The sequence below is a fragment of the Nocardiopsis metallicus genome (genome assembly GCF_014201115.1).
GTDB lineage: Bacteria > Actinomycetota > Actinomycetes > Streptosporangiales > Streptosporangiaceae > Nocardiopsis > Nocardiopsis metallicus.
In genome coordinates this window covers 1,879,274-1,892,394 of the sequence record NZ_JACHDO010000001.1, presented here as the reverse complement: position 1 = coordinate 1,892,394, position 13,121 = coordinate 1,879,274, and the positions used below count along the sequence as shown (strand labels likewise).

Sequence of the window (13,121 nt, the reverse complement as noted above, 5' to 3'; positions counted from 1 at the left end):
CCCGACAGAAGCCGAACTCCCACGGACGGGGCGAGAAGTGCCATGACAGACCACCCCTACGCCGGTATGTGGGTCACCGCCGACGGCCGTATCCGCCACGAACTGCTGGCCGAGGGCCGTTACGTCGAGGCCCGGGGCAGCCGGGAGCGCGCCTACACGGGCCGGTACACGGTGACCGGAACACACATCGACTACGTCGACGACAGCGGATTCAGCGCCGACGGAGACTTCGTCGACGCGAACACCCTGCACCACGCGGGCATGGTGCTCACCCGCCGTGCCGACAGGAGGACCGCCTGATGGACGGGCTCAAGGACAAGACCGTGCTCATCACCGGCGCCTCCAGCGGTATCGGTGAGGCGAGCGCGCTGCACCTGGCGGAGCGGGGCTGTACCGTCGTGCTGGGGGCGCGCCGCCTCGACCGGCTCCGGTCGCTGGTCGAGCGGATCGAGGCCGCCGGAGGGCGTGCCCGCGCCCGCGCACTCGACGTCACGGACCCCGCAGCCGTGCGCTCGTTCGTCGACGGAGCCGTCGACGAGCACGGACGCGTGGACGTGCTGGTCAACAACGCGGGCGTCATGCCGCTGTCCCCGCTGTCCTCGTTGAGGACGGACGAGTGGAACCGGATGCTCGACGTCAACGTACGCGGACTGCTGAACGGCATCGCCGCCGTCCTGCCCGTGTTCGAGTCACAGCGCGGCGGCCACGTCGTCACGGTCGCCTCGGTCGGATCCCACGCGGTCTCGCCGACCGCGGCCGTGTACTGCGGCACGAAGTTCGCCGCGTGGGCGATCACCGAGGGCCTGCGGCTGGAAAGCGAACCCTGGCTGCGCGTCTCGACGGTCACGCCGGGCGTGGTCGAGTCCGAACTCGCCGACACGATCACCGACCCCGCGGCCCGTGAGGCGATGGCCGCCTACCGCGCGAACACGATCCCGCCGTCGGCGATCGCCCGCGCCATCGCCTTCGCGGTCGGGCAGCCCGATGACGTCGACGTCAACGAGATCGTGGTGCGACCGGCGGCACAGCGCTGACTCCGACAGGCCGTGCGGCCGTCCGCGAGTCTCCGACCGGCCCCGGGACGGGCTCCTCTGCCACCAGGGCCAGGGGATTGTTCCGTCCCGGGGGCGGGGCGGGGGCACCCGCGCACACCGGAGGAGCGGCCGGCTACCGCGACCCGTCTCCTCCAGGACGCCCCAGGGCCCGACGCAGGGAGGGGACCAGGCCCTGGGAGGAGGTACGGGCCCAGGCCACGTGGCGGTCCGGGCGGACCAGGATCCAGCCCTCGGCGGCACCGAGCAGGGTGCGCAGTGCCCCCGCGGGATCACTGTGGCCGCCCGGGCCCACGTGCAGGACCCGCACCCCCTCGGACTCCGGGAGCCCCACTGTCCGCGCGGCCGCCGACTGCCGCGTACCGAGCCGCAGCAGTGCGGCCCCGGCGGGCAGTGCGTCGTGCAGCCGGACGGGCCCGCCCTGTGGATCGCGCAGCTCGGGGTCGGGCAGCCGGACCCCCGCGGCGCGGTCGGCCGGGTCCAACAGCGGTGAGGCGCGGTAGCCGCGGTCGAGCATGGCGAGACCGCGCAGGCCGCGGTCGCGCAGGGCGGGCACCGCCATCGCGGTCCGCATCACGGCCATGGCCGCGGAGCGCACCGCACGGGGCGCCTGGACCCCCAGACGGGCCCGGCGTTCGACATAGCGGGACACGGTACCGACAGCGTGGCGGCGTTCCTCGTCGTAGGAGGCGAGCAGTGCCTCGACGTCGCCGCCGTCCAGCGCCGCGTCGAGCTTCCAGGCGAGGTTGTGCGCGTCCTGGACACCGGCGTTCATGCCCTGGCCCATCACGGGCGGGAAGACGTGGGCCGCGTCCCCGGCGAGCATGACCCGTCCCACACGGAAGCGCGGGCTGGAACGCCGCTGGAACTGGAAACGACTGGCCCAGATCACCGGGGCGGGGCCCGGTCCCAGCACCTCGCCCACCCAGGCGTCCACCTCCTGAGCGGTGACCTCCTCGTCCCGTGCCGCAGGACCGCCGGGAGCCCGCCCCGTCGGTTCCACCCTGACCAGGCGCCAGTGCCCGGGGGCCAGGCGCTGTGCTCCGGTGATGCCCCGCGCCCCGTTGTGGTTGCGCGGCCAGGGCAGGGCGTCGCGTTCGTCCGTGACCCGAACGTCGGCGAGGGTGGCCCGGACCGGCAGCGCGGCCCCGTCGAAGGGGAGCCCCAGGGCGGATCGGACCGTGCTCCGCGCCCCGTCACAGCCCACCAGGAATCCTGCGCGAAGCACGTGCTCCGTGGCTCCCTGCGAGTAGGTGACGGCCGTGTGCCGCGGCCCGTGTTCCACACCGGTGGCCTCGGCACCGAACCGGACGTCGCAGTAGCCGGTGGCCCGCAGCGCCTCCAGGAGCAGCTGCTCGGTCCTGCCCTGTTCCAGGAAGAGGATCCCGGGCCGCTGCGCCTCCCCCGACAGGCGGGTGAAGTCGAATTCCAGCAGGCGCCGCCCGGCGGCGGTGTACACCGGCATCCGCTCCAGGAGGGTCCCGGCCTCACGCAGGGTGTGCTCCACACCCCACTGCCGCAGGATCTCGCGGGTGCGCAGGTGCAGGGCCGGGGCCTTGGAACGCTCGCTGGTCGTCCGCTGGCGTTCCAGCAGCACCGAACGCACCCCGTGGCGGGCCAGGCCCAGGGCCAGGCTCAGGCCGACCGGGCCCGCTCCGATGATCGCGACGGGGACGGTGTGGGGCTCTCGGCTGTCAGCTGTCATACCCGGAACGCTAGACATGTTTTCCTGAAACGTGAATACTCTGGCGGCCCGGCCCCCGAGCTGCGCGAAACAGAATCCGAGCACGACGTCTCAGTAGTCGGGAAAAACCGGGATGACTCCTGGGATCAGTCCGACAGGGTGTTGCAATGAAAATGGTGTAGTATCCGCGCTCATTGCAACTCATGCTCGAGGAGGGGACCCATGCCCGGCGCACGGCTGACCGCGGGGGAGCGCGCACGCATCGCGGACGGGCTCCGCGCCCGCCAGAGCTGTGCCGCCATCGCCCGGCAACTACGGCGACCGACCTCCACCGTGACCCGGGAGGTGGCGCGCAACGGCGGGCGCTCGGGTTACGCGCCCGAGCGCGCCCAACAGGCCACAGACCAGCGCGCCCGCCGGGGCCGCTCCGCCACCCCGGGGCGAGCGCACGCCGCACCGCGTCCCGCGCCACAGCCCGCGGAGAGCGGCCCCGGCCTCGGCCCCGGGGCCGTGCGCGACTTCGCCGAGGACTTCGCCAGCGTGATCATGCTCGCGGGTACACCGCGCATGCCCGCCCGCGTCCTCGCGCACCTGCTGGTCACGGACACCGGGGCCCTGGGTGCACGCGAGCTCTGCGACAGGCTCTCGGCGAGCCCCGGCGCGATCTCCAAGGCGGTGCGCTTCCTTGAGGCCTTCTCCCTGGTGCGGCGGGAACGCCCGCCGGGCCAGCGGCGGGACCTCTATCGGTTCAGCGGGGACTGGGTGCAGACCTTCGCCCGCCGCGAGGAACTGTTCGCCCCCTGGGAGGACGGGGCGCGCCGCGGCGCGCACCTGCTGGGTCCGCGAACCCCGGCCGGGGCGCGGATGGCCGAACTCGCGCACTTCATGCGTATCGTGCGCGGCACCATCGTCCAGGTGCGCGAACGCTGGCGCCGCGCCCGACCGGGACCTGGCTCCTGAGGACGTCGTCCGGGTTGTGGGCCGGTCCGTCATCGACGGCGTCCAGAGCCCGGGCACCCGAGCTTCGTCGCTCCGGAAGGGGGCGGGCCCGCTCAGCGGGCTGTGCGCCCGCGCGCCGGCCAGATCAGGGGTTGGCGTACATCCGAACCGCGACGCGGTCGCAACGGCGCGCCTGCGGGTCCTAGCGGGGATGGTCCGGTACGAGACGCCCATCGGGACCCCGGCCCACTGGCGGGTTCGAGCGGTCCTCCCAACCCCCGTACTTCGGGGAGGTGCGGGGGTCGTGGTTTTTCACGGGTGAACGCCGGGCGGTCCCACCGCTGCGGGCGCATGACGCCGCGCCAGTGGGGGGAGTCCCGCTCCCCGCGCACAGGCGTCTCCTCCTCGGCGGGACGGTGGTGGAGCGGAGAGCAGTCCCACAGCCTTTGACCAGTGCGGAGACGCGCAAGTACGTTCTACGTCGATCGTCGCTCGTATCCCTCCGACACAGTGGAGTATTTTCCGTGACACCCGCCGAGCTCGACCTGGTGAACAGCGAAGTCGTCGACCAGGCCACCGCCCTGCCCGCATGGGTTCAGAGCAACCTCGACGTGCTGATCGGTGTCCCCTTGCGGATCCTGTTGATCATCGTCGTCGCGCTGGTCGTGCGAGCCCTGGCCAGACGCGCCATCTCCCGCCTCCTGGAACGCGTCCTGCAGCCCGGAGAGGGCCGGAACGGGCAGCGCCGCCCCGCGCGGGGCCCCGCGGTCCTGCAACGGGATCCGGCGCGGGCCGACGAGCGGCGCCAGCAGCGCGCCAAGACCCTCGGCTCGGTGCTCAGCAGCTTCGCGACCATCGTCATCGTGGTGACGGCCCTGGCGATGGTGCTCGGTGAGGTCGGTATCGCCCTGGGCCCGCTGCTGGCCAGCGCGGGCGTGGTCGGTCTGGCGATCGGCTTCGGTGCCCAGAGCCTGGTCGCCGACTACCTGTCCGGCCTGCTCATCATGGCCGAGGACCAGTACGGCGTCGGTGACGTCGTCGACCTCGGTGAGGCGGTCGGCGAGGTCGAGAACGTCGGTCTGCGCCTGACCCAGGTGCGTGACATCAACGGTGGCCTGTGGCACATCCGCAACGGTGAGATCCAGCGGGTGCGCAACGACAGCCAGGGCTGGGCCCGCGCCGTCCTCGACGTCTCGGTGGCCTACGAGTCCGACCTGGAGAAGGTCTACGCCGTCCTGGAGCGGACCGGCCGGGAGCTGCGCGAGGACCCCGAGTTCGGGAAGTTCTTCCTGGAGGACCCGGCCGTCTGGGGTGTGCAGTCCCTGGACGCGGACGGCGTCGTCGTGCGCCTGGCCGCCAAGACCGTTCCCCTGGAGCAGTGGGGTGTGACCCGTGAGCTGCGCCGCCGGGTCAAGATCGCCCTCGACGCCGCGGGGATCGAGATCCCGTTCCCCCAGCGCACCGTCTGGATGCGGTCGGGCGACGGCAGCGCCGCCTGACGGATCCGCTCGCGCCCCGATCGGGGCGCCACCGGACGGTGACGCGTCAGCGGGGTCGCCCGTACGGGTGCCTGGTCACTCGTGCGGGCGACCCCGGAGTGTGCGCGGGAATGCTGTTCGGGTACGGCACACGAAGGCCCTCCAGCCCAGAAGTGGGAGGGCTGTTCTTGTGCGGAGGGGAAGCTCTCACGCAAAGGGTTGAAAAAGGGCGAGTTTCGCTTTTGGGTGTGCGGGTTGTTCTTCGTTTCTCTCGCGTGTGCGGATTTGTGAGAAAGCCCCGCGAACTCCTGTTCGGCTCGCTAGGTTGGATCGCGACAAGAAAAAACCCGACCCGGTGCGCTAACACCCGGTCGGGTTGTGGCCGACGCCTGCGCAAACAGGTTTGTCGACTGAGCCACTCCCTGACACCAGCAGGAAGGCGACTCGTCGTGGAGTCTACCCTCACGCACCCCTCCAGCACATCCGAAACTCCGAATCCGTCCGGGTTCTCTCCACCCCGCAAGCGCCCCCGGGGTGCGCTCAAGGGGATCGGGTTCATCCTCCCCGTCTGGGTCGTGCGGATCTTCAGCCAGGGTCGGCTGCCCACGCTGCGCTCGCTGGCTGCGTTGACGGCCATCGCCAACGCGGTCGACGCCGACGGCCGGTGGTGTTTCTTCTTCCTGGAGAACCTGGTCCAGCGCTCCAGCGGAACGCTGAGTGTCAGCAGCCTCAAGCGCGCCATCGACGACCTGGCCGAGGCGGGTATCGTTCGCAAGCTCACGCGTTCGGAGGTCATCGAGTTCTTCGCCGAGGACATCAAACGCGGCCGTTCCCCCTATCGGCTGCCGTGCGTGATGGAGCTCCTCGTCCCGGCCGAGGACTACCCCGAGTTGGTACTCGAAGAGATCAACGCCTGCCGCGCGCAGCTGGGCGAGGAGCCGCTCACCGCGCACAACCGGCCGCCCCTGACGCGCCGCCCGACCCCAGCTCAGGCTGAACCCACCCCCAGCTCAAATCGACCCACAGACTGTTTCCCTGGGGACCTTTCTGATGCCGAGGTGGATGGTTCCGTCCGTGGCACCTCAGGTACAGGAGAACAAACCCAACAAAAGCCACGGAACGGACTCTTCGGTATAATTGATCGAATTCCCAACAAATGTCTGGCCGACCCAGTGGCGGACCGGGAACGGTTGGCGCAGGCCGTGGACAGGCTCCTGCGCCAGGGGCTGAGCGAGGCCGACGTGCGGGCGCTGCTCTCGGGGCTGGAGCGGCTGCGCCGACCCTTCCCGGCGCTGATGTGGCGGCTGCGCCACATGGAGGCCGCGAGCGACTACCTGAACGGCTCGCTGGGCCGAGGCCTCCACGGATCGAACCCGCCCACGCCGTCGTGGCCCGTGCCGGGGGAGGACGGCGACCCGTTCGCCCGGCCGGAGCAGTTCCCGGTGGACAGCCAGGGGAAAGCCAGCGGTACCTGCCCCGAACACCTGACCGTGCGCAACCTCCCGGGTGGCGACTGCGCGATCTGCGGTCGACGCTGCCGCTCGGTCCCCGGCGAGCTCATGCACGAACCCGCGCCGGGCGCCGCTGACCTGCCCGACGACGCGCCGACACCGAGGGCCGCGGACCTCTCCCCGCAAGAGGAGGTCGTCCTGGACCCGGAGCTGCTGGGGCGGATGCATGACTCCCTGGGCGGGGCCGGGCGTGCCCACGGCTTCGAGCCGGTCCCGGGGAACGGTCGGCGGGTTTCCTCCGGGCCGGGGCTGAGGCCCAGAGCCCGCGCTTGGGCCGACCGGGCACGCGAGCAGTTGGAGAGGGCCCGAATGTGCGGCACACGGTGGGACCCCATCGGTTAGGTTCGCCGCATGGGACTCCTGACCTTCAGCCTCAACGTCACCCTGGACGGCTGCGTCGACCATCGGGAGGGGATCGCCGACGATGAGTCACACGCCTTCTTCACCCGCCTCATGGACGAGGGCGGGGCGATGCTGTGGGGCCGCGCCACCTACGAGTTGATGGAGGGCTACTGGCCCGCGGTCGCCCGCGGTGAGGAGGAGGCGCCCCCGGCGATGCGCGAGTGGGCGGTCAAGCTGGAGGCGAAGCCGAAGTACGTGGTGTCCTCGACGCGTACGGACTTCCCGTGGGCCAACAGCCATCACATCGCGGGCGACCTGCGCACGGGCGTACAGCGGCTCAAGGACGCGACCCCGGACGGGGTGCTCCTCGGCAGCGGCGGGCTCGCGACCGAGCTGGACCGGCTGGACCTGATCGACGAGTACCGGTTCCTGATTCATCCCAGGATCGCGGGCCACGGCCCGACCCTGTACGAGGGCGGTCTGCCCGGCACGCGACGGCTCGAACTGGTCTCGGCGAGGCCGCTGCGCAGCGGCGCGGTCGCCGTGCACTACCGGCGCGCTGACTGACTCGGAGCAGCTCTGTCGGCGTTGACCACGGCGTCAACCTGACCAGGCTGCGGGCGGTGGTCAAGCGGCTCAGGAAGCAGCAGGCCCTGGCGCGGGAGCTCTGGGCGACGGGTGAGAGCGCCGCGCGGCTGCTGGCGATTCTGATCAGCCGCCCCGAGGAGTACGGGCGGGACGAGATCGACGCGATGCTGCGGCGGGCGCGTTCTCGCAAGGTGCACGACTGGCTGGTCAACTACGTGGTGCAGAAGGGCCCGCACGCCGAGGAGCTCCGGCTGGCCTGGTTCGACGACCCGGATCCGGTGGTGGCGAGTGCCGGGTGGGCGCTCACCGCCGAGCGGGTGGTGAGGAGCCCGGAGGGCCTGGACCTGCCGGGGCTGCTCGACACGGTCGAAGCGCGGATGAAGGACGCTCCGGAGCGCCTGCGGTGGGCGATGAACGAGTGCCTGGCGCAGATCGGGATCGAGCACGCCGGGTACCGGGAGAGGGCGTTGGACATCGGGGAGCGGTTGGAGGTCCTGAAGGACTACCCGACCCCGCCGGGCTGCACCTCGCCGTTCGCGCCGATCTGGATCAGGGAGATGGCGCGGAGAAAGTCTACGTCGTAAAGGCGATGGATGGTTTCAGGGTGACTCAGGTCACACTTGAAGGCTGTCAGGGACGCGGAGGCTGTCTCGTTCAAGGGGTACTCGAACGGACAGGAGCAAGAACATGCGTCACCGCATCATCGTCCTCGGGGCCGGCTACGCCGGAGCCGCCTCGGCCGGATACCTCGCTCGTCATCTGCACCCCGGCGACTTCGAGATCACCGTGGTCAACGCCGAAGCCGACTTCGTCGAGCGGATGCGGCTGCACCAGCTGGCGGCGGGGCGGGAGCTCCGCGGGCTCGGACTGGCCGAGATGTTCGCGGGCACCGGGATCCGGTTGAAGGTCGCCCGGGTCGCCGCGGTCGACGCCGAGCGCAGGACCGTCGCCCTGGAGGGCGGAGAGGAGCTCGGGTACGACACCCTGCTGTACACGCTGGGCAGCACCGCGGCGAGCGGGGGAGTGCCGGGGGTGAGCGAGCACGCCTTCCACCTGGCGGAACGACCGGCGGCCGAGCGGTTGAAGCAGCGCCTGGACGAGCTGGGCGGGCAGGGGAGGGTACTGGTGGTCGGCGGCAACCTGACCGGGATCGAGGCCGCCACCGAGATCGCCGAGTCCCGCCCCGGGCTGCGGGTATCGCTCGCGACCAGCGGTGAGGCGGGCGGCTGGTTCGGGAAGAAGGCCCGAGCGCACCTGCTGAAGGCCTTCGACCGGCTGGGGGTCGAGCTGCACGAGCACGCCCTGATCGAGCGGGTCGAGGAGGGTGGGGCCGTCGCCGCGGGCGGCGAGGTCCTCGACGCGGACGTCGTCGTGTGGGCGGCCGGATTCGCCACCCACCCCATCGCGGCCGCCAGCGGCCTGAAGGTCGAACGCAACGGCCAGATCACCGTGGACCGCATGATGCGCTCGGTCTCCCACCCGCGGGTCTACGCCGCCGGGGACAGCGCCCACGCCGTCGGGGACAACGGTCGGCCGCTGCCCATGTCCTGCGCCACCGCCAACCTGACCAGGATGCAGGTCACCGCCGCCATCATCGGGGACCTGACCGGCCGCAAGGTCTCCAAGGCACCGCTCTTCTACCCGGGCAACTGCGTCAGCCTCGGCGGCAGGGACGCGCTCTTCCAGGTGGTCGACGGCCAGGCCAGGTCCAAGACCTGGTCCGTGCGCGGCTGGACGGCCACCGTGTTCAAGGCGGCCGTGCTCAAGAACGTTGCCTGGAACACCGCCAACCCCACCTACGGGCTGCCCGCGCGTAAACGCCGTGCGGTGGCCGTGTCCGGCCGCGTCGGGAAGGTGGTCGCCGACTAGCGTGTCACTCATGGACACCGCCACCGTGGAGCGCTTCGAGGCCAACCGGGACCGGATGGCCTCGTTGGCGTACCGCCTGCTCGGGTCGGCCACGGACGCGGAGGACACCGTGCAGGACGCGTTCCTGCGCTGGCAGGCCGCCGACCGCGCCCTGATCGAGGTCCCCGAGGCCTGGCTGACCAAGGTGGTCACCAACCTGGCCCTGGACCGGCTGAAATCGGCCCGGGCACAGCGTGAGAGGGCGGTCGGGGACTGGCTGCCGGAACCGCTGCTGGAGGGGGACCCGATGCTGGGCCCCGCCGACACGGTCGAACAGCGCGAGTCGGTGACCCTGGCGGTGCTGCTGCTGATGGAACGCCTTTCCCCGGTGGAGCGGGCCGTCTACGTGCTGCGGGAAGCCTTCTCGTACACGCACGGTGAGGTCGCCGAGATCCTCGACATCAGTGAGTCCGCCAGCCAGCAGCACCTGCACCGGGCCCGGCGCAGGGTCGCGGACGAACGAAAGGCCGGGGAGATCGACCGTGTCGCCGCCCGCCGGGTGGTGGAGGCGTTCATCGCCGCCGCTTCCTCGGGGAGCACCGGACGGTTGGTGGAGCTGCTGACAGACGACGTGTCCGCGGCCAGTGACGGCGCGGGGCTGTCCGGGAAGGTGCAGCGGCGTTCGGGGGCGCAGAAGGTCGCCGTGATGTTGCGGGCCGGGTTCAAACCCACCCCGGCCAAGCGCAGGATCGTCGGCGGCTCTCCGTCGCTCCACGCCGCCGTGGTCAACGGTGCCCCCGCCATGGTCGCCGTGATGGGGGACCGGGTCCTGGGCTTGGTGGTCCTTGAGGTCCGTGGCGGCAGGGCCACGGACGTGATCGGTACCGCCTCACCGGAGCGGCTCGAACGGTTCACCGAGGCCTGGCGGCGCGGTGAGCACGATGACCCCCTCGTCGAGTCCTGGTGACCGGGCGGTTGACTGCGGATTCCGGGAGCTGGAGGGAGAGCTGCTCGGCCTCCGTGTCGGCCTGCGCGCTCCCCCCGGTCCCGGATTCACCTCCCTGTTGCGGTCGGCGCGCCGAACCGCTTCTGCCGAGACCGTACCGGGCTGCGATCTCGCGCACCGCCGTGGTGACGATCCGCTGGTAGGACTCGGGGGCGTACGAACCCCTGCCGTACAGCTCGCGGTACAGGGGCACCAAGCGCGGGTGTTCACGCGTCAGCCAGGCGCGGTACCACTCGCGGGCACCCGGGCGAAGGTGCAGCACGACCGGGGTGAGGCGGGTGGCCCCGGCCTCGGCGACGGCCGCGACGGTCTCCTCGATCTGCTCGGCCGAGTCGGTCAGTCCGGGCAGGATCGGCGCCATCAGCACCGAACACCCGATGCCGCGCTCGGCCAGGCGGCGGACCACGTCCAGACGGGCGCGCGGGCTCGGGGCGCCCGGCTCCACCGTGCGCCACACGGCCGGATCCACGGAACCCACCGAGACCGCCATGCCGACCTCGGTCACCCGGGCGGCCTGTTCGAGCAGATCGAGGTCGCGTAGCACGAGGGTGCCCTTGGTGAGGATCGAGAACGGGTTGGCGGCCTCGCGCAGGGCCGCGATGATCTGCGGCATCAGCCGGTAGCGGCCCTCGGCCCTTTGGTAGGGGTCGGTGTTGGTTCCCATCGCGATGTGCTCGCCGCGCCAGGAGGGGCGGGCGAGTTCGGCGCGCAGCCGCTCACCGGCGTTGACCTTGACCAGGATGCGGGTGTCGAAATCGCGTCCGCTGTCCAGGTCGAGGTACTCGTGGGTGCGTCGGGCGAAGCAGTACACGCAGGCGTGCGAGCAGCCCCGGTAGGGGTTGACGGTCCAGCGGAACAGGGGGGAGTCCCCTTGGACGCGGTTGATGATGGACCGGGCCCGGACCTCGACCGCGACGGGTTCGCCGTTCTCGCCCGCCCGCACCGGCCCGGGACCGGCTGTGCGCACCCCCGCCCGCCCGGTACCGCGTGGCGGTGCCGGTGCGGCGGCGGGTTCGAAGAGTGCCTGCTGCATGGTGTTCCCGGCCCCGGCGTTCCCGGTGCCCTCTCGGAGGTTCTCCCAGCGCATGAAAGCAATTCGAACATAGTTTCGAATTCCTGTCCACTGTGCCCTGTGGACAGGAGCTCCCGGGTGCGGGCCCCGGCCCGCGTCGTGGGCCCGGCGCCCGCCCGGGGGCGTTGTCCGCGGGCGAGCAGCCACCGCGGGCGGGTGCGGCGGGCCCGGAACCGGCGTCCACCCGCTCGGGGGCTGCCGGTGTTGCCGCTCCGATCCGCCCCGGCGCAGCAGTCGGTGCGCCCTCTACCGCTCGCCGGGGTCGCGCAGCAGTCCCCGTTCGAGGCGCTCGGTACTCCAGCGCTCCACCGCACGCCCCCGGCTGTCCTGGAACTCGGGCACGGTCTCCTCCGGGTCGACCAGGATGATCCGGTGCCCGGCGTCGATGAGCTTGGCGGCCATCGCCGACGACGTGCGGCGCGCCACCGGTAGAACCTCGGCGACCCGGCTCATGTCGAACACCACGAGGCCGGTGGAGGGCTGGTTCCCGACCAGTTCGTGCACCAGCGCCTCGATGCTGCTCAGCACCATGTCGCCCTGGAGGACGTAGACCGTGGCCGGTTCGCCCTCCAAGACCTCCTTGCGGACCTCGCGCAGGGACGAGCGGGCCGGGCGGCCGGCCTCCATCAGGTGCAGGCCCATGTCCTCCGAGAGCCGTTCCATCATCGCCACCCCGCGCGCGCTGTTGCCGTGACCGTCCAGGCGCGGGGAGAACACCGCCACCCCCACCTGGCCGGGCAGGACGCCGATGATGCCGCCGGCCACCCCGCTCTTGGCCGGGATGCCCACGCTGGTGAACCAGTCCCCGGCCGCGTCGTACATGCCGCAGGAGGCCATCACGCTCAACACCTGCCGGGTGGTCCGCCTGCTGAACAGTCGTCTGCCGGTGTTGGGCTGCACACCCCCGTTGGCCAGGGTCGAGGCCATCAACGCGAGGTCGCGCACCGTGACGTTGGCCGAGCACTGGCGGATGTAGCCCTCCACGGACGCCGAGGGCTCCCCGGCCAGTCGGCGGGAGGCGTGCAGCAGGTAGGCGATACCGAGGTTGCGGTCCCCGGTCGCGAGTTCGGAGGCGGCCAGCCCCTCATCGATCTCCACCGGCCGCTGCGCCAGGTCGGAGAACAGTGCCAGTATCCGCTCCACCGCGGGTCGCTCGTCCCGCCGGACGAGCGCGTGCGTGGCGATCGCCCCCGCGTTGATCATCGGGTTGCGCGGTCTGCCGGTCTCCGGATCCAGGGACAGCTCGTTGAAGGCCTCGCCGCTGGGTTCCACGCCGACCCGCTCCAGCACGTAGTCCAGGCCGTGGTCCTCGATGGCCAGCGCGTAGGCGAAGGGCTTGGACATCGACTGGATACTGAACTCGTGGTCGGCGTCCCCGACCGCGTACACGGTTCCGTTGACCGTGCACAGCGCCACCGCCACCCGGTTCGGGTCGGCGGCCGCCAGCTCCGGGATGTAGTCGGCCGGGGCACCGGAGTCGATGTGCCCGGTCTGCTCGACGATGGCGTCGAGGTAGTCCAGGATCGGTGAGCGCAACAAGGGTTCCCCGCCTTCGGGTCGGTGCCGTCAAAGGTGTCGCCTCCACGGTTCTCCCCTGTTCG

Annotated in this window: 12 protein-coding genes; 9 read left to right on the top strand and 3 right to left on the bottom strand. The window is 71.4% G+C overall.

What is annotated here, in order from left to right; translation table 11 throughout:
- Positions 1–42 precede the first annotated feature (42 nt).
- Together HNR07_RS08105 and HNR07_RS08100 are read left to right on the top strand one after the other, a co-directional pair.
- Positions 43–300, top strand: a complete 258-nt coding sequence (locus HNR07_RS08105) for an Atu4866 domain-containing protein (RefSeq protein WP_184363976.1) — start codon at positions 43–45, stop codon at positions 298–300.
- Positions 300–1,034 (top strand): SDR family oxidoreductase, encoded by a 735-nt coding sequence (locus tag HNR07_RS08100; RefSeq protein ID WP_184363973.1) that lies wholly within the window; start codon positions 300–302, stop codon positions 1,032–1,034. Before HNR07_RS08105 ends, HNR07_RS08100 begins: the two co-directional genes overlap by 1 nt.
- Before the next feature lie 133 nt (positions 1,035–1,167).
- On the opposite strand, the gene HNR07_RS08095 is transcribed toward HNR07_RS08100, so the two are convergent.
- Entirely contained in the window at positions 1,168–2,757 is a 1,590-nt protein-coding gene (locus HNR07_RS08095) for an FAD-dependent oxidoreductase (protein ID WP_184363970.1), read from the bottom strand.
- 201 nt (positions 2,758–2,958) lie between these two features.
- Here HNR07_RS08095 and HNR07_RS08090 point away from each other — a divergent pair, with 201 nt between their 5' ends.
- The 7 genes from HNR07_RS08090 (at position 2,959) to HNR07_RS08060 (ending at position 10,409) form a co-directional block, all read left to right on the top strand.
- Positions 2,959–3,696, top strand: a complete 738-nt coding sequence (locus tag HNR07_RS08090) for a GbsR/MarR family transcriptional regulator (RefSeq protein WP_184363967.1) — start codon at positions 2,959–2,961, stop codon at positions 3,694–3,696.
- Between the two features lie 503 nt (positions 3,697–4,199).
- Positions 4,200–5,174: a mechanosensitive ion channel family protein gene (locus tag HNR07_RS08085; protein WP_184363964.1), complete on the top strand. Its 975-nt coding sequence runs from the start codon at positions 4,200–4,202 to the stop codon at positions 5,172–5,174.
- A 428-nt stretch (positions 5,175–5,602) separates the two neighbouring features.
- Entirely contained in the window at positions 5,603–7,006 is a 1,404-nt protein-coding gene (locus HNR07_RS08080) for a hypothetical protein (RefSeq protein ID WP_312893672.1), read from the top strand.
- Between the two features lie 9 nt (positions 7,007–7,015).
- On the top strand, positions 7,016–7,573 hold the full coding sequence (locus HNR07_RS08075; RefSeq protein WP_184363961.1) for a dihydrofolate reductase family protein: 558 nt from the start codon (positions 7,016–7,018) through the stop codon (positions 7,571–7,573).
- Positions 7,570–8,178 (top strand): DNA alkylation repair protein, encoded by a 609-nt coding sequence (locus HNR07_RS08070; protein WP_184371698.1) that lies wholly within the window; start codon positions 7,570–7,572, stop codon positions 8,176–8,178. The genes HNR07_RS08075 and HNR07_RS08070 overlap by 4 nt, the downstream gene beginning before the upstream one ends.
- 103 nt (positions 8,179–8,281) lie before the next feature.
- Positions 8,282–9,463, top strand: coding sequence for an NAD(P)/FAD-dependent oxidoreductase (locus HNR07_RS08065; RefSeq protein WP_184363958.1), 1,182 nt, complete (start codon positions 8,282–8,284; stop codon positions 9,461–9,463).
- Between the two features lie 10 nt (positions 9,464–9,473).
- Complete coding sequence (locus tag HNR07_RS08060; RefSeq protein WP_184363955.1) at positions 9,474–10,409, top strand: sigma-70 family RNA polymerase sigma factor; 936 nt, start codon at positions 9,474–9,476, stop codon at positions 10,407–10,409.
- Here HNR07_RS08060 and HNR07_RS08055 read toward each other — a convergent pair.
- On the bottom strand, positions 10,354–11,535 hold the full coding sequence (locus HNR07_RS08055) for an Rv2578c family radical SAM protein (RefSeq protein WP_184363953.1): 1,182 nt from the start codon (positions 11,533–11,535) through the stop codon (positions 10,354–10,356). The genes HNR07_RS08060 and HNR07_RS08055 overlap by 56 nt on opposite strands.
- Positions 11,536–11,766: 231 nt before the next feature.
- Positions 11,767–13,056, bottom strand: coding sequence for a glutaminase (locus HNR07_RS08050; RefSeq protein WP_184363950.1), 1,290 nt, complete (start codon positions 13,054–13,056; stop codon positions 11,767–11,769).
- Between the last annotated feature and the right edge of the window lie 65 nt (positions 13,057–13,121).

Coding starts and splice junctions, on each gene's coding strand:
- HNR07_RS08105 (WP_184363976.1), top strand. CDS start 43: ATGACAGACCACCCCTACGCCGGTATGTGGGTCACCGCCGACGGCCGT.
- HNR07_RS08100 (WP_184363973.1), top strand. CDS start 300: ATGGACGGGCTCAAGGACAAGACCGTGCTCATCACCGGCGCCTCCAGC.
- HNR07_RS08095 (WP_184363970.1), bottom strand. CDS start 2,757: ATGACAGCTGACAGCCGAGAGCCCCACACCGTCCCCGTCGCGATCATC.
- HNR07_RS08090 (WP_184363967.1), top strand. CDS start 2,959: ATGCCCGGCGCACGGCTGACCGCGGGGGAGCGCGCACGCATCGCGGAC.
- HNR07_RS08075 (WP_184363961.1), top strand. CDS start 7,016: ATGGGACTCCTGACCTTCAGCCTCAACGTCACCCTGGACGGCTGCGTC.
- HNR07_RS08065 (WP_184363958.1), top strand. CDS start 8,282: ATGCGTCACCGCATCATCGTCCTCGGGGCCGGCTACGCCGGAGCCGCC.
- HNR07_RS08060 (WP_184363955.1), top strand. CDS start 9,474: ATGGACACCGCCACCGTGGAGCGCTTCGAGGCCAACCGGGACCGGATG.
- HNR07_RS08055 (WP_184363953.1), bottom strand. CDS start 11,535: ATGCGCTGGGAGAACCTCCGAGAGGGCACCGGGAACGCCGGGGCCGGG.